Source organism: Pseudomonas sp. TH41 (assembly GCF_016650695.1).
In the GTDB taxonomy this organism is placed as follows: domain Bacteria; phylum Pseudomonadota; class Gammaproteobacteria; order Pseudomonadales; family Pseudomonadaceae; genus Aquipseudomonas.
Window position 1 is genome coordinate 106,547 of sequence record NZ_JAEKFH010000007.1, and the last position, 25,337, is coordinate 131,883.

At 59.0% G+C, this 25,337-nt stretch carries 19 protein-coding genes and 3 pseudogenes; 7 read left to right on the plus strand and 15 right to left on the minus strand.

Features of this window, described 5'->3' with window-relative positions; all coding sequences use genetic code 11:
* Position 1: 1 nt before the first annotated feature.
* The 8 genes from JFU37_RS27525 to edd all read right to left on the minus strand — a co-directional run bounded on the left by JFU37_RS27525 (position 2) and on the right by edd (position 9,929).
* Complete coding sequence (locus tag JFU37_RS27525; RefSeq protein WP_201120176.1) at positions 2-847, minus strand: carbohydrate ABC transporter permease; 846 nt, start codon at positions 845-847, stop codon at positions 2-4.
* On the minus strand, positions 840-1,748 hold the full coding sequence (locus JFU37_RS27530) for a carbohydrate ABC transporter permease (protein WP_007934720.1): 909 nt from the start codon (positions 1,746-1,748) through the stop codon (positions 840-842). Before JFU37_RS27530 ends, JFU37_RS27525 begins: the two co-directional genes overlap by 8 nt.
* 133 nt (positions 1,749-1,881) lie before the next feature.
* A complete protein-coding gene (locus JFU37_RS27535) occupies positions 1,882-3,189 on the minus strand; it encodes an ABC transporter substrate-binding protein (RefSeq protein WP_201120177.1) in 1,308 nt (435 codons plus the stop codon).
* 117 nt (positions 3,190-3,306) lie between these two features.
* The gene (locus JFU37_RS27540) at positions 3,307-4,566 is read right to left on the minus strand and encodes a D-mannose isomerase (protein ID WP_201120178.1); all 1,260 of its coding nucleotides are present in this window, start codon (positions 4,564-4,566) and stop codon (positions 3,307-3,309) included.
* A gap of 222 nt (positions 4,567-4,788) precedes the next feature.
* Positions 4,789-6,258, minus strand: coding sequence for an ATP-binding protein (locus JFU37_RS27545; RefSeq protein ID WP_201120179.1), 1,470 nt, complete (start codon positions 6,256-6,258; stop codon positions 4,789-4,791).
* The gene (locus JFU37_RS27550) at positions 6,248-6,979 is read right to left on the minus strand and encodes a response regulator (protein ID WP_201120180.1); all 732 of its coding nucleotides are present in this window, start codon (positions 6,977-6,979) and stop codon (positions 6,248-6,250) included. Before JFU37_RS27550 ends, JFU37_RS27545 begins: the two co-directional genes overlap by 11 nt.
* 176 nt (positions 6,980-7,155) lie before the next feature.
* Positions 7,156-8,106: a glucokinase gene (locus JFU37_RS27555; protein WP_201120181.1), complete on the minus strand. Its 951-nt coding sequence runs from the start codon at positions 8,104-8,106 to the stop codon at positions 7,156-7,158.
* Positions 8,103-9,929, minus strand: a complete 1,827-nt coding sequence (gene edd, locus JFU37_RS27560; protein ID WP_201120182.1) for a phosphogluconate dehydratase — start codon at positions 9,927-9,929, stop codon at positions 8,103-8,105. The genes JFU37_RS27555 and edd overlap by 4 nt, the downstream gene beginning before the upstream one ends.
* A 220-nt stretch (positions 9,930-10,149) precedes the next feature.
* Here edd and gap point away from each other — a divergent pair, with 220 nt between their 5' ends.
* A complete protein-coding gene (gene gap / locus JFU37_RS27565) occupies positions 10,150-11,151 on the plus strand; it encodes a type I glyceraldehyde-3-phosphate dehydrogenase (RefSeq protein WP_201120187.1) in 1,002 nt (333 codons plus the stop codon).
* A 172-nt stretch (positions 11,152-11,323) separates the two neighbouring features.
* Positions 11,324-11,788: a methylglyoxal synthase gene (locus tag JFU37_RS27570; protein WP_201120189.1), complete on the plus strand. Its 465-nt coding sequence runs from the start codon at positions 11,324-11,326 to the stop codon at positions 11,786-11,788.
* A gap of 14 nt (positions 11,789-11,802) precedes the next feature.
* Here JFU37_RS27570 and JFU37_RS27575 read toward each other — a convergent pair whose 3' ends face one another.
* From JFU37_RS27575 to JFU37_RS27590, 5 genes and pseudogenes are all read right to left on the minus strand, one after another.
* Positions 11,803-12,651 (minus strand): DUF4123 domain-containing protein, encoded by an 849-nt coding sequence (locus tag JFU37_RS27575; RefSeq protein WP_201120191.1) that lies wholly within the window; start codon positions 12,649-12,651, stop codon positions 11,803-11,805.
* Positions 12,648-14,705: a type VI secretion system Vgr family protein gene (locus tag JFU37_RS27580; RefSeq protein WP_201120193.1), complete on the minus strand. Its 2,058-nt coding sequence runs from the start codon at positions 14,703-14,705 to the stop codon at positions 12,648-12,650. Before JFU37_RS27580 ends, JFU37_RS27575 begins: the two co-directional genes overlap by 4 nt.
* A gap of 32 nt (positions 14,706-14,737) precedes the next feature.
* Positions 14,738-15,550 (minus strand): lipase family protein, encoded by an 813-nt coding sequence (locus JFU37_RS31175; RefSeq protein WP_342214996.1) that lies wholly within the window; start codon positions 15,548-15,550, stop codon positions 14,738-14,740.
* Positions 15,551-15,571: 21 nt separating this feature from the next.
* Positions 15,572-16,896 (minus strand): annotated as a pseudogene (locus tag JFU37_RS31185) (lipase family protein); the annotation flags it as partial.
* 11 nt (positions 16,897-16,907) lie between these two features.
* Positions 16,908-17,753, minus strand: coding sequence for a hypothetical protein (locus JFU37_RS27590; protein ID WP_201120195.1), 846 nt, complete (start codon positions 17,751-17,753; stop codon positions 16,908-16,910).
* 206 nt (positions 17,754-17,959) lie between these two features.
* Here JFU37_RS27590 and JFU37_RS27595 point away from each other — a divergent pair.
* From JFU37_RS27595 to JFU37_RS27610, 5 genes and pseudogenes are all read left to right on the plus strand, one after another.
* Positions 17,960-18,379: pseudogene (locus JFU37_RS27595) on the plus strand (biliverdin-producing heme oxygenase); the annotation flags it as partial.
* Positions 18,380-18,500: 121 nt separating this feature from the next.
* Positions 18,501-18,884, plus strand: coding sequence for a YbaN family protein (locus JFU37_RS27600; protein ID WP_201120197.1), 384 nt, complete (start codon positions 18,501-18,503; stop codon positions 18,882-18,884).
* A gap of 452 nt (positions 18,885-19,336) precedes the next feature.
* Positions 19,337-20,344 (plus strand): annotated as a pseudogene (locus tag JFU37_RS31405) (PDC sensor domain-containing protein); the annotation flags it as partial.
* A 102-nt stretch (positions 20,345-20,446) separates the two neighbouring features.
* Positions 20,447-21,202, plus strand: coding sequence for a methyl-accepting chemotaxis protein (locus JFU37_RS31410; RefSeq protein ID WP_446739615.1), 756 nt, complete (start codon positions 20,447-20,449; stop codon positions 21,200-21,202).
* Positions 21,203-21,371: 169 nt separating this feature from the next.
* Positions 21,372-22,703: a CoA transferase gene (locus JFU37_RS27610; protein ID WP_201120201.1), complete on the plus strand. Its 1,332-nt coding sequence runs from the start codon at positions 21,372-21,374 to the stop codon at positions 22,701-22,703.
* Positions 22,704-22,833: 130 nt separating this feature from the next.
* Here JFU37_RS27610 and JFU37_RS27615 read toward each other — a convergent pair whose 3' ends face one another.
* Together JFU37_RS27615 and arcD are read right to left on the minus strand one after the other, a co-directional pair.
* Positions 22,834-23,697 (minus strand): AlkA N-terminal domain-containing protein, encoded by an 864-nt coding sequence (locus JFU37_RS27615; protein ID WP_201120203.1) that lies wholly within the window; start codon positions 23,695-23,697, stop codon positions 22,834-22,836.
* A complete protein-coding gene (gene arcD, locus JFU37_RS27620; protein WP_201120205.1) occupies positions 23,694-25,121 on the minus strand; it encodes an arginine-ornithine antiporter in 1,428 nt (475 codons plus the stop codon). The genes JFU37_RS27615 and arcD overlap by 4 nt, the downstream gene beginning before the upstream one ends.
* Positions 25,122-25,337: the final 216 nt, after the last annotated feature.

The window sequence follows — 25,337 nt, forward strand, 5'->3', positions numbered from 1 at the left end:
TCTACCCCTTGACCGCGCCGGACGTCAGCCCACGCAGGAAATACTTGCCAGCGAAAATGTAGACCAGCAGTGTCGGCAGCCCGGCGATCATCGCGGCGGCCATATCAACGTTGTATTCCTTGGCCCCGGTGCTGGTGTTGACCAGGTTGTTCAGGGCCACGGTAATTGGCTGGGCATCGCCACTGGCGAAGACCACGCCGAACAGGAAGTCATTCCAGATTTGAGTGAACTGCCAGATCAGGCAGACCATCACGATCGGGATCGACATCGGCAACAGGATCTTCCAGAAAATCGTGAAGAAGCCCGCGCCATCAAGGCGTGCAGCCTTGACCAGCGCATCCGGAATGCTCACGTAGTAGTTGCGGAAGAACAGTGTGGTGAACGCCAGGCCGTAGACGATGTGCACCAGCACCAGACCGGTGGTGGTGTTGGCCAGGCCGAGTTTGCCGACAGTGAACGAGGCCGGCAGCAGCACGGTCTGGAACGGCAGGAAGCAGCCGAACAGCAACAGACCGAAGAACAACTGCGAACCGCGGAAGCGCCACATCGACAACACGTAGCCGTTCATCGCACCAATAAACGTCGAGATCAAAACCGCTGGCACGGTGATTTTCACCGAGTTCCAGAAGTAGCCGCCGACGACGTCCCAGGCCTTGATCCAGCCGATGCCGTCAATCACTTGCGGCCAGCTCAGCAGGTTGCCGGTGCGGATGTCTTCCGGGGATTTGAAACTGGTCAACAGCATCACCACCAGCGGGATCAGGTAGATCGCAGCGGCCAGCAACAACGTGGCGTAGATCGCGATACGGCTGAAGCTCAACGCCGGCTTGCCAGGTAGATTACTCATGGCGTTTGCCTCGCAATTCGGAATACAGGTACGGCACCAGAATCGCCAGGATCGCGCCGAGCATCATCATGGCGCTGGCCGAACCAATGCCCATCTGGCCACGGCTGAAGGTGAAGGAATACATGAACATCGCCGGCAGGTCGGACGAGTAGCCAGGACCGCCCGCGGTCATCGCCGCCACCAGGTCGAAGCTCTTGATCGCGATGTGCGCGAGGATCATGAAGGCGCTGAAAAACACCGGACGCAGGCTCGGCAGGACGATTTTCAAATAGATGGTCGGCAGGCTTGCACCGTCGACTTGCGCAGCACGGATGATCGATTGATCGACACCACGAAGGCCGGCCAGGAACATCGCCATCACAAACCCGGAGGCTTGCCACACAGCCGCGATCACCAGGCAGTAAACCACGCGATCCTGATCCACCAGCCAGTCGAGACGGAAGCCTTCCCAGCCCCAGTCACGCAGCATTTTGTCCAGGCCCAGACCGGGGTTGAGCAACCATTTCCATGCGGTACCGGTGACGATCATCGAGAGCGCCATCGGGTACAGGTAAATGGTGCGAATGAAACCTTCCTTGCGAATGCGCTGATCCAGCAGCACGGCGAGGAACACGCCTAATACCAGGCTGATACCGATGAACATGCCGCCGAACACCGCGAGGTTTTTGCTCGCGACCCACCAGCGATCGTTGTCCATCAGACGGATGTATTGCTGCAGGCCGACCCACTTGTAGCTCGGCATGAAGCTGGAGTTGGTAAAGGACAGTACGAATGTCCAGATGATGTAACCGTAGAAGCCAACCAACACGATCAGCATGCTCGGCGCGAGTACCAACTTGGGTAACCAGCGTTGCAGCGCATCGAACGGTGAGGCTTTGCTGAAAACCGCCACAGAGCTCATCGGGATAATCCAGTTTTAGATATAAGAATTGGAGTGCGATCCACTGTAGGAGCGAGCTTGCTCGCGATGGTGTGTCAGCTAGACAGGTGTTAACTGACACTCCATCGCGAGCAAGCTCGCTCCTACACAGGGTTTACTGGGCGGCTTTGACAGCCGATGCCAGTTGCGCGCTGGCCTTGGCCGGGTCAGCATCCTTGTCGTTCATGAAGTTGGTCACGACATCGAAGATCGCGCCCTGCACGGCCAGGGAAGTGGCCATGTTGTGCGCCATGCTCGGTTGCAGGCCGCCGGTCTTTTCATCCGCCAGGAAGTCCTTGGCCGACGCTTGAGCACAGGCATCGAAACCCAGGCCGCTCATGTCGTTAAGCATGTCGGTACGCACCGGGATCGAGCCTTTGTTGATGCTGAAGATCTTCTGGAAGTCTTTACCCAGAGCGACCTTGGCCAGGTCTTGCTGGGCGGCGATGTCACCTTTGCGATCAGCCTTGAGCTTGAACACCGCCAGGGAATCGATGTTGTAGGTGAAGGCTTTTTCGGTGCCCGGGAACGGCACGCATTGGTAGTCTTTACCGGCTACTTTTTTCGCGGCGGTCCATTCACTCTTGGCCCAGTCACCCATCATCTGCATGCCGGCCTTGCCATTGATGACGTCGGCGGCAGCGATGTTCCAGTCACGACCGGCGCGGTTCGGGTCCATGTAGCCCGTGAGTTTTTTCAGCTCGGTGAACGACTTGGTCATTTCAGGCCCGGAGAGGGTTTTCTGATCCAGGTCTACCAGGGCCTTCTTGTAACCGTCGGCCCCCATGACCGAGAGCACCACGTCTTCAAACACGGTGCTGTCCTGCCAAGGCTGGCCACCGTGGGCGAGCGCGATGAAACCGGCGGCCTTGAGCTTGTCGCCAGCGGCATAGAATTCTTCGAGGGTGGTCGGGGCTTTATCGATCCCGGCTTTCTTGAAGACTTCCGGGTTGATCCACAGCCAGTTGACGCGGTGAATGTTCACCGGCACAGCGACGTAGTCACCTTCGTACTTGACGGTGTCGGAGACTTTTTTCGACAGCAGGCCATCCCAGTTTTCCGACTTCGCGACGTCTTTCAGCGTGTCGGTGCTGAGCAGGCCAGTGCTGCCCCACTCCTGGATGTCCGGGCCTTTGATCTGGGCAACGCCCGGTGGATTTCCGGCGACTGCGCGACTTTTGAGAACGGTCATGGCCGTGGAACCGCCACCCCCGGCGACTGCCCCGTCCTTCCAGGTGAAGCCGTCTTTTTCGACTTGGGCCTTGAGGACATCGACCGCTGCTTTTTCACCACCCGACGTCCACCAGTGAACGACTTCCACCGAACCTTTGGAATCGGCAGCAAGCGCACTCAGAGGGAATGCAGACAGAGGAAGCAGAGAGGCGAGAGAAATGACCGTAGCGAGGCGAGAAATCGCATTCATCGTGTAGTACCTTTCTTGTTGTTATGCATGCAAGTCTGGTGCTTGCGCTGCATAGGATTCTAAACAGGAGTTTTCCCTTCGCAGGTAACGAAGGGACGCGTGAATGTCACCGCATGGTTACACAGGAGCACTCTGGGATAACTGCGCCAGCGCCGTGGCCATGCTCGGTGCCAGCGGCAGGCGCGGGACCAATACGGCTTGCCAGGCGTGATACAGGTCGGGTTTTCCGGCCCAGATATCGGCACTCGGGCGGTTTTGCGGGTCAAGTTCATGGTGCCAACTGCCCTCGCAACGGTCGATAAAATGACTGTCACAGAATTCCCAAAAAAGGCGATACCAGCTTTCGTACTGCGCATCGCCGGTGCGTTTAAGCAGCGCGCTGGCAGCGGCACTGGCTTCGCAATGAGTCCAGTGCAAGCGATGCCGCACCACCGCGCGATTGTCCCAATCAAGGGTATAGACAATCCCCGACGCACCGTCGACGTCCCAGCCGTGCCGACAGTTGTGTTCAAAGAGTTTTTGCGCATCGGTGGCGAGCCAGCCTGGCGTGAGCATTCCGGCCTGAACCCGCGCTGCTTCGAGGTGAAGCAACAGGCGCGCCCATTCAAAACCATGACCCGGCGTAGTGCCGTAGGGGCGGAAACCGTCCGCCGGGTTGTCGTGGTTGTATTCGCGTAACGGCTGCCAGTCGCGATCGAAATGCTCGACCACCTGATAGTCATTGGCCGCGGCGTGACCATGGATAACACGCTCGACGATGCGCTGTGCACGGCACAACCAACGGGTGTCTTCGGTGACATCGGCCAATGCGAGGAAGGCTTCGGTGGCGTGCATGTTGCTGTTGGCGCCGCGATAGCTTTCCTCGTCACTGAAGTCGCGGTTGAAGGACTCGCGCATCGCGCCCTCCTCCTCGCTCCAGAAATGCGTGTCGATGATGTTGATCGCATCATCGAGCAAGGCTTGTGCGCCGGGGCGCTGGGCGACGACCGCGGAACTGGCGGCCAGCGCGACAAAGGCGTGCAGGTAAGCGGCTTTGCCGGTGTCGTCGTCGCGATGATGTGCGGTGGCGAACCAGCCACCGTGCTCGGCATCACGCAACGGACCGCTGAGGGCTCTGACGCCGTGATCCACTAACTCGGCAAACCCCGGCAGACCCTGGATGTGAGCCATGGCGAAGCTGTGGGTCATGCGCGCGGTGTTCATGGTTTCGGCGTGGGCATTGGCCGGGAGACGGCCCTGTTCATCAAGATTGCCGAAACCGTCGGCAAGTGCTGAGGCCTTGGCAAACGCCAACAGGCGCAGGCCTTCAGCGGCGAGCCATTGCTGATGGGCAGGTGCGTTCAGCCAACTGCTGAAAGCGGGTCGGAAGGTGTCCATGGGGTGCCTTTTTTGTTGTTATGACTGTAGGCAGTCTAAACAACCGGCGGTGGCGGGCTTGTAACGAAGGGGGCGAGTTATGTCACTGGCTTGTGACAAAGCAAAAGCCAGATCAAAAGATCGCAGGCTGCGCCAGCTCCTACAAGGATTACACACGCCGATCAATGGAATGTGTACGCGGCGAATGTAGGAGCTGCCGAAGGCTGCGATCTTTTGATCTTCTCAATCGACAGACCGAGGCAATTGAAGCGTCACCCGCAACCCGCCTTCACGCAGGTTTTGCAGGCTGACTTCCCCGCCATGGCTATGCGCGATATTGCGCGCGATCCCCAACCCCAATCCATACCCCTGCTGCTGCCCGGCCAACCTGAAATGCGGCTCGAACACCTGCTCCAGCCGCTGCTCCGGAACCCCCGGCCCTTCATCGTCGACATGCAGGATGAACGCGCTGTCATCGTCATCAATGTGCAGGTGCGCGTTCTGCCCATATTTCAAGGCGTTGTCGATCAGGTTGCCGATGCAGCGCTTGAGCGCCAGCGGCTTGCCCGGATACGCCGCCACCGCCCGCCCTTGCTGGGTCACGCGACCATTGCCGTTGGGCGCCAGGTACGGTTCCACCAGACAATCGAGCACATGGTTGAGGTCCACCGGTTCGATATTTTCGTGGATGTCGGTGTCCTTCACGCATTGCAGCGCGCCTTTGACCAGCAGCTCCAGCTCATCCAGATCGCGACCGAATTTGGCTTGAAGCTTTTCGTCTTCGAGCAGTTCGACCCGCAGCCGTAACCGGGTAATCGGTGTGCGCAGGTCATGGGAAATCGCGCTGAACAACTGGCTGCGTTCAGTGAGGTAGCGGCTGATGCGTTCGCGCATTGCATTGAAGGCGCGCCCCACTTCGACCACTTCACTGCCACCGCCCTCCGCCACGGGCTCGACTTCCGCACCAAGGGACATGTCTCGCGCCGCCCGCGCCAAGCGCTTGAGCGGCCGGCTCTGCCAGTGCACCAGCAGGCCGATGAACAGCAGCAAAAAGCCGCTGGTGAGCACGATGAACCAGACTTGTTGCGCCGGCAAACCCTGCTCTTCAAGACTGGTGTAGGGCTCGGGCAACAGCGAGGCGATGTACAGCCACTCGCCCGGTGCCATCTGGATTTGCGTGACCAGCACCGGCGGATTCACTGGCTCCAGGGTCAATGCGTAGTGCGCCCAGGAGCGAGGTAACTCGTCGAGCTTCAGGCCGCCGTTGAAGATCCGCAGGTCCCCGGGGCTGACGAAGGTCACCGAAATATCCGTGTCCTGCCCCAGCGACTGGCGCAGCACTTCGTCCACCGCTTTAAGCACCGCTTCCTTGCGCGGGGTGATTGGCAGTACTTCCATGCCCAAGGGTTTGTCGTTGAGGGTCACCACGAAACGGGTGCCGCCCATGCTGCGCAATTGGTCGAGCACCAGCGGCCGGAACGCCACCGGCAGCGAGCGAAAATAACTGACGCTGGCCGTCATCGAATGAGCGAGGCTGCGGGCGCTGGTGACCAGGCCTTCAAGTTGCGTGGCGCGCAGTTGCGACACCCAGATCACGCTTGATAACGTCTGGGCGAACAGCACCGCCAGCAGCGTCAGCAACAGCATCCGCCCAAGCAGCGAACGCGGCACCGGCACCCGTGCGGCGAGTTTGCGCAGAAACTCAGTGTCCATTGCTGGCAACCACATTGGCGGCCAGTTGGTAGCCGCTGCCACGCACGGTACGGATCAGCCGTGGCGGCTTTTCAGTGTCGCGCAAACGCTGACGCAAACGGCTGACCGCCATGTCGACGATGCGATCCAGCGGCATCAAGTCGCGACCTCGGGTGGCATTGCCGATGGTGTCACGGTCGAGGATTTGCTGGGGGTGGTCGAGGAACAGTTTGAGTAATGCGAAATCGGCGCCCGAGAGAATCACTTCTTCGCCGTCGAGGTGGAACAGCCGATGGCTGACCATGTCCAGCCGCCAGTCATCGAAGGCCAGCACTTCACTGCCGGAGCGTTCCTGACCGAACTGCGCGCGGCGCAACAAGGCTTTGATGCGCGCCTGCAATTCACGTGGGCTGAAGGGTTTGCCGAGGTAGTCGTCGGCGCCCAGTTCGAGGCCGATAACGCGGTCGGCCTCGTCGGAGCTGGCGGTGAGCATGATGATCGGCACCTGAGCCTGACGCGGGTGCTGGCGGATCCAGCGACACAGGCTGAAACCGTCTTCGTCCGGCAGCATCACGTCGAGGATCACCAGATCGCTCGGCGCGTCGTTCATCGCCTGGCGAAAGCCCGCACCGTCGGGCGTGGTACGGACCTGGAAACCGGCGCGAGTCAGGTAGGTGTCCAGCAACTCGCGTATCTCTTGATCGTCATCGACCAACAAAATCGACTTGTTGACTGAGCTCACGGGGCGGCGTCCTTGTTGTTTGAATGGGTCGGATTATGCCTGATGGACGTTGGATATTTGTTGTCTGTTCTGGCCTCATCGCGGGCAAGCCCGCTCCCACAAGGTTATGCGCACATTTTCAAAATGCAGGTAATCCTGTGGGAGCGTGGCTTGCCCGCGATGAAGTCGACTCGGTCTCAAGCCTGATCCAGTGCCACACCCGCCCCCACCAGGCCGGAATACGGCGCCGTCACCAGCCACACCGGGATGCCTTTGAAGTAATCGCTCATGCAGCCCTTGTCGGCAAAACACCGGGCAAAACCGCTTTCGATAAAGAAATCGGCAAACCGCGGAATCACCCCGCCGACGATGTACACGCCACCGCGCCCGCCGGTGGTCAGCACGTTATTGCCGGCCACGCGACCGAGCCAGCAGCAGAATTGCTCCAGCACTTCCAGGGCAATCGGATCGCCTGCCAACCCCGCCGCGGTGATCGATTCCGGAGTATCGAGAACCGGCTCATGCCCATCCACCGCACAAATCGCCCGATAGACCCGCGGCAAGCCGCTACCGCTCAATGCTGTTTCAGCACTGACATGGCCGATCTCGTTGAAGATGTGTTGCCACAGTTGAGTTTCCCTCAGACTGCTCAGCGGTAAATCGACGTGACCGCCCTCGCCCGGCATTGCGGCGAAACGGCCTTCGCCCAAGTCGAGCAACGTGCCAACGCCCAAGCCCGTGCCCGGACCGATCACCACCGCAGGCCGCAACGATTCCGGCGTGCCTTCGCAGACCACCCGAAACTCGCCCGGCTGCAAACGGGTCATGCCCAACGCCATCGCCGAGAAGTCGTTAACCAGCAGCAGTTGATCCACCTGCAGGGTCTGGCAGAACGCCTTGCGACTCAGCCGCCAGTGATTGTTGGTGAACTTGAATTCATCACCACTCACCGGGCCGGCCACCGACAGGCACACCGAGCCGATAGAACCCGGCGCCAGACCGAGCCCGCTCAGGTAGAGCGCAATGGCCTCCTCGGGGCTGGCGTGGTCGGCCGTCGCCAGCACCTGGACTGATTCCAGCTGATGGTTTTTCCACAACGCGAAACGTGCGTTGGTCCCACCGATGTCACCGACCAAAGCCAGTTTCAATTAAGCGTCTCCAGGGCAGAAGTAAAGGCGCTGGCGCCTTGCTCTGCGGAGCTGAAGGCCATGCGCATGAAACCAAACAGTTCGCGACCGCTGCCAATGTTATTGCCCAACAGGCCCTTGGCCGGCGTGCGCGCGGCGAATTCTTCGGCGTCCACCTTAAGTTCCAGGGTGCCTTTGACGCCATCGACGCGGATGATATCGCCCTCTTGCACCCGTGCCAAAGCGCCGCCTACATACGCTTCGGGACTGACGTGAATCGCCGCCGGAATTTTCCCCGACGCACCGGACATGCGGCCGTCCGTCACCAGCGCGACTTTGAAGCCGCGATCCTGCAGCACGCCGAGGAACGGCGTCATTTTGTGCAGTTCCGGCATGCCATTGGAGCGCGGGCCCTGGAAGCGCATGACCGCGACAAAATCTTTCTCCAGCAAACCGGCCTTGAACGCATCGGCCAGGTCCTGCTGATCCTGGAACACCATGGCCGGCGCTTCGACGATCTGGTTTTCCAACGCGACGGCCGACACTTTCATCACACCACGACCGAGGTTGCCTTCCATCACTCGCAAGCCGCCCTCTGGCGAGAACGCGCGAGCGACCGGACGCAGAATGGTTTCGTCGAGGCTTTCCGTCGGGCCTTCGCGCCAGACCAGTTCACCGTTATCGAGGAACGGCTCCATGGTGTAGCGGCTCAGGCCATGGCCCAGAACCGTGTTGACGTTTTCATGCAGCAGACCGGCTTCCAGCAGTTCGCGGATCAGGAACGACATGCCGCCCGCGGCCTGGAAGTGGTTGATGTCGGCTTTGCCGTTCGGGTAGACGTGGCTCAGGGTCGGCACCACCTCGGAGAGGTCGGCCATGTCCTGCCAGGTCAGTTGTATGCCCGCGGCCATGGCGATGGCCGGCATGTGCAGGGTGTGGTTGGTCGAGCCGCCGGTGGCATGCAGCGCCACGATGGAGTTGACCAGCGAACGCTCGTCGACGATTTCGCCGATCGGCATGAAATCGCCGCTCTGCTTGGTCAGGCGCGTAACTTGATGCGCCGCTTCGCGGGTCAGCGCATCGCGCAACGGCGTGTTCGGGTTGACGAAAGAGGCGCCCGGCAAGTGCAAGCCCATGACTTCCATCAGCAACTGGTTGGTGTTGGCGGTGCCATAAAAGGTGCACGTGCCAGGGCTGTGGTAGGAGTTCATTTCCGATTCCAGCAACTCTTCGCGGCTGGCTTTGCCTTCGGCGTAGCGCTGACGGACGTCGGCTTTCTGCTTGTTGGAAATGCCCGACACCATCGGCCCACCCGGCACGAAGATCGTCGGCAAATGACCGAAACGCAACGCACCCATCATCAGGCCCGGCACGATCTTGTCGCAGATGCCAAGCATCAGCGCGCCATCGAACATGTTGTGGGACAGCGCCACAGCGGTGGACAACGCAATCACTTCGCGGCTCGGCAGGCTTAATTCCATGCCCGGTTCGCCTTGGGTCACGCCGTCGCACATGGCCGGGGTACCGCCCGCGAACTGACCGACGGAGCCTATTTCACGCAGGGCTTTTTTGATCTGTTCAGGAAAGACTTCGTAGGGCTGATGCGCGGAGAGCATGTCGTTATAGGACGACACAATCGCAATGTTCGCGGAGTTCATCATCCGCAAGCTGTTCTTGTCGTCGGTGCCGCAACCGGCCACACCGTGGGCGAAGTTGGCGCATTGCAGCTGGCCACGCATCGGACCGTCGCTGGCTGCTCCGCGAATCAGTGCAAGGTAAGCCTCACGCGTGGCGCGGCTGCGGGCGATAAGCCGTTCGGTGACCTCAAGGACGCGGGGATGCATGTGTAGAACTCCAGGCTAACGGATATTGCGACCTGATTGTCTATGCTGAACAAAAGCCGTTGTCGATGGGATGACAGACGGTTTTCTTGTTCGGTCGGACCAGTTGATTCAGGTCACTCGTTGTAGATTGAACAAAATATTGCCATTAAAAAGGCTTGTTTTCTATTTTTATGCGAATAATCTTGTAATTCCAACAACAAAACGACGGCGGCCCTGTTAAATGACTCTTCGAATCGCAATCAATGGTTTTGGCCGTATTGGCCGCAACGTCCTTCGTGCACTGTATACCCAAGGCTATCGTCAGGACCTGCAGATCGTAGCCATTAACGATCTGGGCGACAGCGCGATCAACGCTCATCTGCTCAAGTACGACACCGTTCACGGCACGTTCGATGCCGATGTCCAGCACGATCTGGAAAGCCTGACCGTCAACGGTGATCGCATTGCCGTCAGCGCCATCCGCAATCCGGCCGACTTGCCTTGGGCGGCGGAGCAAATCGACGTGGTATTCGAATGCACCGGCCTATTCACCGACCGGGCCAAAGCCGCCGCGCATATTACGGCCGGCGCACGCAAAGTGATCATCTCGGCTCCGGCGAAAGGCGCCGATGCCACCGTGGTTTATGGGGTTAACCACGACATTCTGCGCCAGTCGCACCAGATTATTTCCAACGCGTCGTGCACCACCAACTGCCTGGCCCCGGTCGCCCAAGTGCTGCACCGTGAGCTGGGAATCGAAAACGGTCTGATGACCACCATTCACGCCTACACCAACGATCAGCACCTGACCGATGTCTATCATGTCGACCCGTATCGTGCACGTTCGGCCACCCAGAACATGATCCCGAGCAAGACCGGCGCCGCTGAAGCGGTCGGCCTGGTGCTGCCGGAACTGGCGGGCAAACTGACTGGTATGTCGGTGCGTGTCCCGGTGATCAATGTGTCGCTGGTGGACCTGACCGTGCAACTCAAGCGCGAAGCATCGGCCGATGAAGTGAACGCGCTGCTAAAAGAAGCCAGCCAGCACTCGAAAATTCTTGGCTACAACACCCTGCCGCTGGTTTCCAGCGACTTCAACCATAACCCGCTGTCGTCGATCTTCGACGCCAACCACACCAAATCCAGCGGCAAGCTGCTCAAGGTATTGGCCTGGTACGACAACGAATGGGGCTTCTCCAACCGCATGCTCGATAACTGCCTGGCGCTGTGCAACGCGGAATAAGCAACGCCTCACAGACCTGTAGGAGCTGCCGAAGGCTGCGATCTTTTGATCTTGATCTTCTCCGGATCGCTGAAAATCAAGATCAAAAGATCGCAGCCTTCGGCAGCTCCTACAGGTATTTGCAACGCCAAATGATGTGTCGCTGGCACATGCACGTCTGGAGCATCATTCGATGATCGGTATCAGCTTTACGCAAAAGACCCTGGCAGCGCGCAAGCGTATCGCCCTGGTCGCCCATGACCACTGCAAGGTGTTTTTGCTGGACTGGGCCGAGCGGCAGAAAGACAAGCTCGCGCAACATGAACTGGTCGCCACCGGCACCACAGGGCTGTTGTTGCAACAACGCCTCGACCTGCCTGTGGAGAGCATGATCAGTGGCCCCTTGGGCGGCGACCAACAGCTCGGCGCGCGAATCGCCGAGCAACGGGTCGACATGCTGGTGTTCTTCTGGGACCCGTTCGAACCGCAGCCGCACGACCCGGACATCAAGGCGTTACTGAGAGTCGCAGCAGTGTGGAACATTCCCGTGGCGTGCAACGAATGCAGCGCCGACTACCTGCTCAGCAGTCCGTTGATGGATCAGGCTCACCAACACCGCATCCCGGATTACGCGACGTATTTGTCGGGACGGGGTTAGTACAAGCCTGCGATCTACGGCCAGTTTTTTATCTCGGGGAGCAACTCGCCGCGCAAGCGCTCAAAATGAGCCTGCGCCTGCTCTTCAGGTTGCGGACTCCAGTTTTTGATACCGGGCGTGTGCATCTCCCGCAGGCGCTCGACAACCAAAAAATGCAGCTGCTCCGGCGTCTGCCATCCCCACCGCTGTGCCAGGTCGAGTTGTTCTATCAGCCAGGCTCTCGGCGACAGGTCTTCCGGCAATCGGGCAAGGTCCTCACTGTGCTCGGCCAACAGGTACTGACCAACATTAGCCAACAGGATCGCCCGTTCCTGGCTGACCGGCGCCGGGATATCCAGCCATAGCGGATTGTCGGGAACCGGGTATTCGCCAGGTGCCGAATTCTCGGCTGTCGTCCAGTGCTCGCCCTGCCAGTAGCAGACACTGACGACCGGGCCGAGGTAGTGGGGATATTCCGACTCGGGAAGATGAGCCAGAGCCCGCGCCAACACCCGATTGTCGTGGAAACGGTAGAGCGCCTGTTGCGGCCGTTTCCCGATAAACAGGCGTTCGCGCCAATGTTTCACCAGTATTCCGATTGAGTGATTTTCGATGCTCGCCAGCCACCCCCAATCCTGAGGCTGCCCTTCGAACAACTCATTGAGCGATGACGGGTTCAGACTGTCGATTAAAAAAATAAACGGGCCGCCCACGGCCAGCGCGGCGACGGCGGTCTCCCTGTAGACGCTGCGGTAGTGTTCAGGTGTCAGCTGGTGCAACAAGGACTGATGAATCCGGGGCGCCGCCTTCGAGTCAAGAATCAAACACAGACTACGGCCAAGTTGTGATTGCTGCACCATCCACTGAACAGGCAGGTTACTCATGCGCAAACTCCTTCGATAGAACAAACACCCTCTCGACAAGCCTCGCAGATCGGGCAGAAGTCTGCGGATTGCTCGTCAGCCAGAGTCATCAGCGCCCGTTGCACAAGGGCGATGACCGGCGCTCGTTCGATGGGGGTCGTCAATGCCTGTGTTGCACCCGGTATCAGCGGCGCAGCCAGCGTACCCTGCGCAGGCTTGCCCCCCACCTCAATTGCACAACTGCTGTAAATGCCACTCGAACTGATCACAAAATGCTGATCGCCAGCACACAAGGTCATGTTATCGCCGGCGTCGAGCACCAGTTTCACACCCCCCTTGAAATGAATTTCCTGACCCGCCTCTGCGACCAGCACCTCACCCACATAGGTATGGCTGTTTTGCGCGACGTGCAGATGATCATTGGCCATCAGGTGGGTTTTGCGGTCGCCTGTGGTCGTGCGATGTTCTTCGGTCTCGAACACACTGGTGCTAGTGCCCTTGATGGTTTCCCGACGCTCGCGGCCGATTTCCAGCCGACTGTCGTTTTCAATTTTTTGCTCAAGGTCCCGCTGCGCTCGAAGGTAGATCAGCTCTTGCCCGGCGCGGTCTTCGATGTGCAACTCATTGAACCCTCCGCTCTTGGGTGAACTGCGACTTCGAAAGACGCTTCGGGTTTTGTTCGCCGGCAACTCATAGGGCACCGGGTTGGTCAGGTGATGCAAACAACCGGAAATCACAGGGTGATCAGGGTCGCCATCGATAAAGGTGACACTGACTTCCATGCCGACACGGGGAATGTTGACCGCGCCGTAGCCATCGCCAGCCCAATGGGTCAAGACTCTCAACCAGCAACTGCTGTTATCGGTTTGCGGGTCGGTACGGTCCCAGTAAAAACTGACTTTGACCCGGCCGTATTCATCACAGTGGATCTCCTCTCCCGCAGGCCCGGTGACTTTGGCGTTCTGACTGCCGGATATGGTGGGTTTGATGTGTTTAATCGGCGGTCGATACACGGCATCCCATGGCGTTGCGGTGAAGGTATTGCGATAGCCTTGAAAATCCGCGGCATGCAGCTCACAGGCCATTGTCTCTTCCAGCACTTGGGATTGCTGTCCTTCATGCACCATGCCAGTCAGTAGCCAAAGGTCATTCCATTCGGTTCTGTGATGCCCCTGCAATTCGAGAAAATGTCCGCTGTGCAGGTTACCGAGGTCGCTGGCGCCTTCGGCCAACCGGTAATCGCTGCGATGCCGCTCCAACTGGCGGGCAGCCAGACGCTTGCCCTCGTCACCGTATTTGAAACGCCCCGGCGCCTGATAATCCTCTAGCGCAGGAGCGACCGGGCTTCTGGTCTTTACTTCAAGGCACAGGTTCGGCTTTTCGAAATCATAGTCGCGCAGCGCTACTTGACTGGGGCGAGTGGCCACATCCACGCCGAAGCGGTTAACGACCGGGTGATCAGCAACCAGACCATTATCTTGGCGAAAGGTTGATGGCGCTAACCGGCGGAAACACGTCTGATCATCGCCAAACACCAATAAATGCCCGTGTGGGCTGTGCTGAAAATGGTAGTGAATGCCCGACTCTTCACAGAGCCGCTGAATAAATTCAAGATCGGATTCCTTGAACTGCACACAGTATTCGCGCGGTAAATAAACGCTTGGGCCCAATTGAAAAGCAAACGCATCGCCAAGGATGCCGTGCTTTTTCAACACCTGCGTGATGATCTGCTGGACACTGCACTGCTGGAAAATTCGCTGGTCGCGACTCAGCGCCAGATAGGCCAACCGAGGGACCAGGGTCAGCTCATAGCGCGTCAGACGCTCACCCGATTCACGTTGCGCAAAGTTATAAATCAGCCCATGCATGCCCTCGCCGGGCGGCCCGAAGCCAAGAAATGCCGGTTTGTGCAGCAACGACTCGAGGTCGAGATCAGAGCGCTCGCTGACCAGGTGCAGAGTGACTTCATAAGGTTCGCTGATCGACTCGCTAGCCTTGAAGGCCAGCACTTGAAAGTCGTATTGCTGCCCGGTGATGTCGAGATAGAAGTGAGGCCGAGAGTGTGGATCAAGCATTGTTTAGTCCTTTAATAACCTGGTCGGGGTACTCAGATAAGCGAATTAATATCGAACGGCTTGTGGGCCAGCCGAAATCCATCATCCAACTGCCTTGGAATCTTCGCGTACTGCACTGAATGCTGATTTTCACTGTGTTTTGCCCAACGCTCCACGCTACCGGTGAACTCCGGCGACTGCGCCGCGCTGCCGTAGACATCCGCCAGCGTTAATCGGCGAGTGCGCAAGGCTTTCAAGCGCTGGCGGGTTGTCGTCAGCCGATCCTGTTCTCTGAACAAGGCAGTTACAGCGGCGTTTTCATCTGCCGTCGCGCCACGCGGGCCCTCGTTTTGACGCATCTGGCGGGCATGCTCGTAAAGTTTTTCCTTGAGCACAGCCAGGGCATTGTCGATCATCATGTACTCACGTTCGGTGACCACCGTTGCACCGGTTTCCTGGGTTTGCTGCCAGCGGCGCAAGGTCGCCCAGGCGAAAGGAATGTAACTGGCCACCATCATGTGGTCTTTGTAGTTGATCAGTTGGGCGAGCAGGCCGTCGCGCATCGGCATATCGTTACGCCGGGTCTTCTCCAGCATCGCGGTACACGCGGCATCTTCGATGGATTCGCAGGCTGGATCCCACAACACTGCAGACCACTCCTTCGCATCGAAATGCACGGGCATGAAGTGCTGTTGTTGCCCGTGATGCTGATAGGGATCACCGCCGAGGCGCACCAGACCCGCGCCGAACACCAACAAGCCGTACCCGCTGGCGGCCGTCATCGCCAGGCCCGGTACCCAGACTTTCCAGTTCGCGTTCATCCAGGGGGCCGGCACGCCGGGCACCGGGTCGTTGTTGTTGACCATGCGGTGATGAACGAGGCCGGTGGCACCTTCAACGAAAGTCGAGTCTCCAGCGCGTGGGGCGCCGTAGGTGTAGAGGAGGATGTTGTATTTTTGCTTCTTGTTACGACGCAGCGCTTCGGCCAGCAGTAATGCGATGGCTCCCCCAGGCTATGCCCGCAAATAATTACCTTTTGGTTTGAACAGAATCGACTCATATAGCTTTCCACAAACTCATTGATCGCCTGAAACGCGGTGTAAAAACCCTTATGAACCTGCCCCACGCCTTCCTCGAACGGAACCTGCAGCGCATCCACATCCCGTAACGCATCCTTCAGGCTCGCCGTGCCCCGCACCGCAATCAGAATGACTTCGTCGTGATGACAGATAAACGCCTGGGTATCGCCGCCATCTTCCTGATCATCGAAAAAATGCTGGTTGGCCGGGTGTTCCTGGTCCTGGCCTTTGTCCGGGTGGTTCTGCTCATACAGCGTCGGGTCGAACGGCAGGATCTCCAGCCGTTTTGAATAGGGCACGTCTTCGTACAACGGGAAGAACCGATGGGGTTGCTTGCTATCGACTTGCCAGTTTTCCCGGTAACTGGCCAATGCTTCGCCGAATAGATTGCCAATGCTCGGTTCCTCCGGAAAGCGCACTTTATCCAGCGGGTTTTCGCGCGGGTCTTGGGCGAAATCGGTGTAACTCAAGGTCGCCATCAACGCTAGCTGATAAAGGTTCAGGGCACAGAACTGGTCATCGGTGGACAGCATGGGCCGCAAGGCGCGCATCGGCCGCACTTCCAGCACATTGTGTTTGTTGGGGCTCAGCGCAATGCCAAATGAATGCTCGGGGCCGAAGCCCAGTTCGCTCATGCCCCGAAGCAGTGCGCTTTGTGGTTCGTAGAAGCGTTTGACCACCGGTGGCAAATGCGCGCCTTCACGGACCAGGTCCCGCACTTCGACCTGGACGAAGATGTCAGCCTCCTTGATGGCCGGGTTGTGTTCGCGACGAAATCCGTTGTCGTGGAAGAAGCGGGTTTGTTCGGCGCGGAACTGGAGTTGGGTGATGGGAAGGGGGTAAGACTTCCGTATCATCAAGTCACGGTAAGTTGCCTCCACGCCTTGATACGGAGCGTCCAACTTGAGTACGACAGGCCCACGGTAATGGTTCTCTACTTTGGCAACCCCCTCACCATTCAACCGTCCGGTATATTCCTGGCCGACACTGTCCACAACGGTGTAAGGCAAGCCGCCGTAGGGTTTCCCATCACCCTGCTCATCAACTAATCGAAAACTCGTCCAATGCCCCCGTAGCGGGCAGGCCAATATTCTTCCGCTAAAACAGGGCGTTTCTCGCTCCTGAAGTGTCATGACTGATCTCCTTATTCAGTACAGTTGGGGTAGATGGTGCAAGTCCTGCCGTCAGGCATTCTGAAATCCTTGAATTGAGGCGGCTCCAGACAGAGTTCTTCTATATCTCGTCCCCATCGGCCCCCGCAGGGTTTCCAGCCACTCGGAGTTTTAAACCAATACAAATCGAAATAAGGCGTCTCCTGCTCCGCCATCCTGAACACCATCCTCACCGTCCTCCCCGGTAACTGATCGAGTTGCAACACGCCGCCCGCCATGCGTTTCACTATCTGTCCGTCCACATCGACGGCCCGGCAGTGCAGGATTTTTATGATCGACCGTTCTGGGCCTGCGGTGCGAAACAACCATTGGCATTGCCCTTGAAACTCCTGAATGCCAGAGGCTGGAAAACCTGGACGGTCATCTGCAAGTTCGTCGTAAAAGGAAAGGCTGGCAAAGTCGCCATCAGTATCAGAGCGGTCTGGCCCCCATCTCGCTCGCAGATTCAGCTTTAAACTACTCAACACCAACGGACAGCCACCCGCACGCTTGGTCAGCGGCACCTGAAACTCCGCCGTGCGCGCAACGCTCTGATATTCACTGGTGAAGAACTTACGATTCGGTGCCACTTTTCCGCTTTCACGGGGCGGCGCCACACAGGTTTCGCCGGTGGCCGGCACATAAAAGGCATCAGCCTTGACCCTGAAATCGGCCGGCACTTCGGTCTGCAAGGTAAAGCTCTGCGCTGGCGCAACCACACAACCGCCAGCGGCAAGCGCCAGAGCAATGATTGCCAGTGCGCAAGCCAGTTGTCGGCGTATGAGACGCAACGACCGGCTGTTGTTGAAAACGGATGGTGTCCATCCATGGAGTGCCATCACCTGATGCTCCTGCCAATTAACTCCGTTGAGAAACGAAGTATTAACAGGGCTATGACCATCTTCCAGAGCTATCTGAAGGCCCCGAAAACGTTTCGGATCGGACTTACAATCGTCACTGAAACGTCTGACAGCTCCAGCCTTGCACTCGCTGAAAAGTGTGCAGAATGTTCATGTCTGACCATGACTGTCTCGAGGGGTGTAGGGACGCTGAACTGACCGCCATCGTCCCGGACCTGCCGGCTCGCTGCCGGGCTGAAGCGGCCAAGGCAGACCTGGCCGACCTGGAAACCGACGTGCCGGCCCCAGTGGCTGGCGCCGTGAAGAACCCGACCCAAGCCGAGGCGCTAGGCTGGCTGTTCGTCTCCGAAGGTTCGAAGCTTGGCGCAGCGTTTTTGATCAAGCGTGCCGTCGGCCTGGGCTTGAGCGAAACCTTTGGCGCCCGCCACCTCGGCGAACCGGCCGGTGGTCGCGCTGATGGCTGGAAAAGCTTCGTCAGAACTCTCGATGGGCTGGTGCTAAACGCACCGGAAGAAGCCGAGCTGGATAAAGGCGCCATCGATGCGTTCAACCGCTTTACTGTGCTGTTGGAACAGGCTTACGCCCCCACTCCAGAACTCGCCTGACTGAACGCAATTCCCTGTGGGAGCGAGCCTGCTCGCGATGGTGTGTCAGTTAACTTGGTGTCGACTGACACACCTTCGCGAGCAAGCTCGCTCCTACAAGGGGATTTGCCGATTGAGCCCTATGCCTCCAAAACCCACCCGCATCCTCTTTGGTCTGCTGGCCTACGTCAGCCTGGGCATTGGCCTGATCGCCATTGTCGTGCCGGGCCTGCCGACCACCGAGTTCATCCTGCTGGCCGCCTGGGCCGCGACCAAGAGTTCGCCGCGCTTGAGTGCCCGGCTGGAAAACCATCGGCTGTTCGGGCCGATCCTCTGCAATTGGCGCAACGGCAAAATCATCGCCCGCCGAGCCAAAGTCAGCGCCACGGTCAGCATGCTGCTGTGCGCCACCCTGATGCTGGTGATGTTCGATCACGGCTGGCCGATTTATCTGGCGGTGGCTGGCATGAGTCTGGGCAATCTGTGGATGTGGTCGCGACCGGAATCGTTGCCGAAATTTTCCTGAATTTCCTGTCCTTTTCAGGGCATTGTCCTGCGCAAACGTTCACCTGTTACCGTTCGTCGGACTCGCGTTCATGCAACCTCTGACCACGCCGATGTGCATTGAATGGCGCTGAATGGACTTGGCGAAATGGGTCGCCCCCGACTCACCGCCAACACTTCATTCATTTGCGAGTTCGCCCTATGTTCGACTCTCTGTCTATCCGCCTGAAAATCGTCCTGCTGTCCGGTCTGTGTTTGCTGGGTGTCATTGCGCTGATTGTTTGCATGAACGTCTACCAGACCAACCAGAATGATGATCTGGTCAGTGCCTCCAGCAGCAAGATGCTCACCGACAGTGTGCAGGACCTGCTCCAGGCCAAGGCTGCCGAGCAAGCGGTGCGGGTGCAGAAGACATTTGGCGAAACCCAGACGGTGGTGACCGCGCTGGCCGATCAAATCGGGGACATGCGCAATATGGCCGCCAAGCGCTCTCTTGAGCCCGGCGCCTTGCGTGAAGAGTTGAACCAGAGCCTGAAATCCGCGTTCGAGCGCAACAGCAAAGTGCTGGGGATCTGGCTGGCGTTCGAACCCAATGGCCTGGGCGGCAAGGACAGTGAATTCGTCAATGACGCGCCTCGCCAGTCCAACGAAGCCGGGCGTTTTGCCACGTACTGGAGCCGCGCCGGTGGGGAGGCGCTCAACACCATCATGGTCGAAGAGGACATGACCAAGACCACCCTGAACCTCAGCGGCACACCGTACAACGTCTGGTACACCTGCCCTCGGGACAGCAAGCGTACCTGCCTGCTCGACCCATACGCCGATACCGTCGGTGGCAAAGAAGTGTTGATGACCACCATTTCCGTACCGCTGCTGGTGGATGGCAAGTCCATCGGCGTGGTCGGTGTCGACATCGCCCTCGACGCCCTTCAGGCAGCGGCTGTCAACTCCCAGCGTGACCTGTTCAATAGCGCCGGGCACATGTTGATCGTCTCCGGTACTGGCGTAATGGCTGCCTACAGCGTCGACGCTGCCAAAGTGGGCAAAAGCATCGGCGACACCCTTGGCTCGGAAGGCAAAGACATCCTGCAGTTGCTCGGCAATGGCGCACCAAAAATTCTCCAACAAGGCGACCTGATCCGCGCGGTGTACCCGGTCAGCCCGATTCCCGACGCCAAGGCCTGGGGCGTGGTAATCGACCTGCCGAAACAAGTGTTGCTGGCCGATTCGGTGAAGCTGCAAGCGGTACTCGATGACGCTCAGCAAAGCGGCACGATCAAAGCGCTGGGTGTGGCGATCATTGCCGGTCTGATCGGCTTGCTGCTGATCTGGCTCACCGCTTCGGGCGTGACCCGGCCGATCAACAGCGTCGCCGAGATGCTCAAAGCGATTGCCAGCGGCGACGGTGACCTGACTCAGCGCCTGCACTACAGCAAGAAAGACGAACTGGGCGAACTGGTCAGTTGGTTCAACCGCTTCCTCGACAAGCTGCAACCGACCATCGCGCAGATCAAACAAAGCATCACCGACGCTCGCGGTACGGCTGACCAGTCTTCGGAAATCGCCCGCCAGACCAGCGAAGGCATGCAGGTGCAGTTCCGCGAAATCGACCAGGTCGCCACCGCGTCCAATGAAATGAGCGCCACCGCCCACGACGTCGCCAACAGCGCCTCGAACGCGGCCAATGCCGCCAAAGGGGCCGACCAGTCGGCCCGCGACGGCATGTCGATCATCGAGCGCAGTACCCGCGACATCAATCAACTGGCCGACGAAGTCAGCAAAGCAGTGACCGAAGTGGAAGCGTTGGCGGTCAACAGTGAGCAGATCGGTTCGGTACTGGAAGTGATCCGCAGCATCGCCGAGCAAACCAACTTGCTGGCGCTCAACGCCGCGATTGAAGCGGCCCGTGCCGGCGAGAGCGGTCGCGGGTTTGCGGTGGTCGCTGACGAAGTGCGCAACCTGGCCAAACGGACCCAGGACTCAGTGGAAGAAATCCGCATCGTGATCGAACGCATCCAGACCGGCACGCGCGGCGTGGTCGCGACCATGCATTCGAGCCAGACACAGGCTCACAGCAACGCCGGACAGATTCAACAAGCGGTCCAGGCCCTTGGCAAAATCAGTGACGCGGTCACCGTGATCAGTGACATGAACCTGCAAATCGCCAGCGCCGCCGAACAGCAAAGCGCCGTGGCCGAAGAGGTCAACCGCAATGTGTCGGCGATCCGTAGCGTCACCGAAACCCTGACCGGCCAGGCCACTGAATCGGCGCAGATCAGCAGCAAGCTGAATTCCCTGACGACTCACCAGATGAAGTTGATGGATCAGTTCCGGGTGTAAAGAACCCACCATGGCCCCCTTGTAGGAGCGAGCTTGCTCGCGATGGTGTGTCAGCTAACTTGGCGCCGACTGACACACCTTCGCGAGCAAGCTCGCTCCTACAGGGGGGATTTCATTCGGGCGACATGTTTTTGAACTATGATCGGGCTCTCATTCCGGAGGGCCTTCGATGACTGGTTTACTCACGTCCATTCAAGCCGCACTCGGCTTGCCCCAACCCCCGATTCCTTTCACGTCGAGTGGCGCCCTGCCTTCGGCGTTTGCCGTTACCGACCTGGCATGCGCCAGTATTGGCGCTGCCGGTCAGGCGGTCAGTGAATGGCTGCAGCAACACACCGGTCGCCTGCCCGCCCTTGAAGTCGACCGTCGACTCGCCTCGTTCTGGTTCGCAACGTCGATCCGTCCCGTCGGCTGGAGCATTCCACCGCTGTGGGATCCGGTCGCGGGTGATTACGCGACCAAGGATGGTTGGATCCGCCTGCACACCAACGCGCCACATCACCGTGCGGCGGCCGAAAGCGTACTCGGCGCCTGTGCCGACCGTGCAGCGATGGCCAACAAGGTCGCGCAATGGGCGAAAAGTGATCTGGAACAGGCGGTGGTGAATGCCGGTGGTTGCGCCGCCGAAATGCGCAGCTGGGCGCAATGGCAGGCGCACCCTCAGGGCCAGGCCGTGAACGCCGAACCGCTTATTCAGTTCAGCAATGGTAGCGGTCAAAACGTGAAAGCGTGGCAAGGGTCCGTGGCGCAACCGCTGGCCGGGATCAAGGTGCTGGACCTCACGCGCGTTCTCGCCGGGCCTATTGCCAGTCGTTTTCTCGCTGGCCTCGGCGCCGACGTGCTGCGTATCGACCCGCCGGCCTGGAACGAGCCGGGCGTGGTGCCGGAAGTCACTCTGGGCAAACGCTGTGCCCGGCTGGACCTGCACGACAAGAGCGATCGAGCCGTCTTCGAAAACCTGCTCAAGAACGCCGATATCCTGCTTCATGGTTACCGTGCCGATGCGTTGGAGCGCTTGGGTTACGGTGTTGCCGAGCGTCAGAAATGGGCACCGGGCCTGATTGATGTGTGCCTCAACGCCTATGGCTGGAGCGGTCCCTGGCAGAATCGTCGGGGGTTCGACAGCCTGGTGCAGATGAGCAGCGGGATTGCCGAGGCGGGCATGCAGTGGAAGAAAGCGGACAAGCCGACGCCGTTGCCGGTGCAGGCACTGGATCATGCAACCGGGTATTTGATGGCGGCTGCGGCGATCAAGTTATTGGGACGAGGTGGGTCGGCAAGGTTGTCGTTGGCGCGAACGGCGAAGTTGCTGATTGAACAGGGACCGGGGACCCATGAGCCGTTGCGGGCGGAGGATGAGAATGATCAGGGGATGTTGGTTGAACAGACGCCTTGGGGGGCGGCGCATCGACTGCAGGTGCCATTGAAAATCACCGGCACGCCGCTGCAGTGGGCGCTTCCGGCTTCGGAACTGGGTTCCCATCGCCCGCAGTGGTGGTGACTATCAGATAGCCTTCGCGAGCAAGCCCGCTCCCACATTTGACCTCATTCCATCAGGACAACTCGGTCAAATGTGGGAGCGGGCTTGCTCGCGAAGAGGCCATAATATTCAACATCCTGCTTGGATCAGTTCAGTCAGTCCGGCTCAGCGATGTCCAAAGCAGCTGCGCCGCATACCCTCGATAAGGTCTCCAGATTTCAGCCCGCTGCAACAACGCCCGCGCAGTGACCGGCCCACCCTCCAGCGCCGCCAACGCATTGATCAACCCCACATCCCCACTCGGAAACGCATCCATCTCCCGCAACTGCCGCAGTGCAATGTACTGCGCCGTCCAGTCACCAATCCCGTGCAACGCCAACAACCGCGCCACACCACCCGCCCGAGCCGGCTCAAGCAACACAGGATCATCCAGCAACGCCTGAGCCACGCCAGACAATGTCCGGCCACGGCTTTTCGGCATTCCCAACGTCGCCAGATCGGCTTGCGCCAAAACGCCAGCCTCAGGAAACACGTAAGCCACACCGGGCAACGAAGACGATAAATGCTGCCCATACTGCTCCACCAGTTTCCCCGCCAACTTAATCGCCGCGCCCACCGTAATCTGCTGCCCCAGCACCGCACGGATCGCCAACTCCAGCCCGTCCCAAGCCCCCGGCACTCGCAACCCCGGATGTTCGGCAATCAGCCGCGCCATCAACGAATCAACCGCTAACGGCCGATGAATCGCTGCCAGATCAGCATCCAGATCAAACATCCGCCGCAGTCGCGCAACAATCTGCGGTATCGCCGCGCTATCTGGAAAATCCAGCATGACTTCCAGCGCGTCCACCTGTGCAGGCTTGATCGAAAACGTGCCTTGAACACCGTTCAACCCGATGCTGCGCGAGTAAACGCCATCGACCACCGTTTCCATTCCAGCCACGGCCCGCGCCGACAAAAAACCCAGCATCGCCGGCCAGTCATAAGGCGCCTGGTGCTCCAGCAACAACCTCACAACGACAGCAAGCCGCTGTACAACCCATACGCTGCCAACCCGGCACCGGTCATCACACAGGTAAAAATCCCCTTCTCGAAATGAGTGAACAAGGGCTCGCCCTGCTCATGCTTGGCCTTGGCAAACAGAATCACCCCCGGCGCATACAGCAACGCCGACAGCAGCAAATACTTCACCCCACCGGCGTACAACAACCACACCGCGTAACACAGGGCGATGCCGCCGATCATCAAGTCTTTGGTCCGTTCGGCCGAAGCGTGTTCGTAGGTTTCGCCGCGTCCGCTCAACAGCACCGCATAGGCCGCCGACCACAAGTAAGGCACCAGGATCATCGATGAAGCGAGATAGATCAGGCTGGTATACGTACCGGCGGAAAACAGCGTGATCAGCAGGAAAATCTGGATCATCACATTGGTCAGCCACAGCGCGTTCACCGGCACATGGTTGGCGTTTTCCTTCTTCAGGAAGGCCGGCATGGTCTTGTCCTTGGCGGTGGCGAAGAGGATTTCGGCGCAGAGCAGTGCCCACGACAACAAGGCACCGAGCAGCGAAATCGCCAGGCCGACACTGATCAGCAGCGCGCCCCAAGGGCCGACGATATGTTCCAGCACCGCCGCCAGAGAAGGGTTTTGCAGTTTCGCCAACTCGGGTTGGCTCATGATCCCGAGGGACAACACGTTCACCAGCACCAGCAACGCCAGCACGCCGAGAAAACCGATGACCGTCGCCCGTCCGACATCGGAACGCTTCTGCGCCCGTGCCGAATACACACTGGCGCCTTCGATGCCGATGAACACGAACACCGTCACCAACATCATGTTGCGCACTTGATCCATCACCCCGCCGAAATTCGGGTTGCTACGGCCCCAGATGTCCCGGGTGAAGATATCGGCCTTGAACGCTACGGCCGCGATGACGATGAACATGATCAGCGGGATGATCTTGGCCACGGTCGTCAGTTGATTGATGAACGCCGCCTCCTTGATCCCGCGCATCACCAGAAAATGCACGGCCCACAGCAACACCGACGCGCAGCCAATGGCGATCGGCGTGTTGCCGTGACCAAAAACCGGAAAGAAGTAGCCGAGGGTACTGAACAGCAGGACAAAATACCCGACGTTGCCCAGCCAGGCGCTGATCCAGTAACCCCAGGCGGATGAAAATCCCATGTAGTCGCCAAACCCGGCCTTGGCGTAGGCATACACCCCAGAGTCCAGTTCGGGTTTGCGATTGGCCAACGTCTGAAAGACAAAGGCCAGGGTCAGCATCCCCACCGCCGTGATAGCCCACCCGATCAATACCGCCCCGACATCGGCTTGAGCGGCCATGTTCTGCGGCAGGGAGAAAATCCCGCCCCCAATCATCGATCCCACCACCAGGGCGATCAGCGCGCTCAGGCGAAGCTTCTGCGTCGGTTGCGACATTCCTGCGTCTCCACTTTTGTTCCCGATGCGGTCGGGGGTCGACCACGACCGTGAAACCGTCACAGTGTTGGTTTGAACTAAATAGATACAGCGTAATAACGTTTATTAGATAACGCCAAATCACATCGATTATTTATAACTGATCAATCTATAAACACCATGGCAAAGAGCGGTTTGGTGGGTCGATCCTAATTAATCGATACTGAACTGAAAACA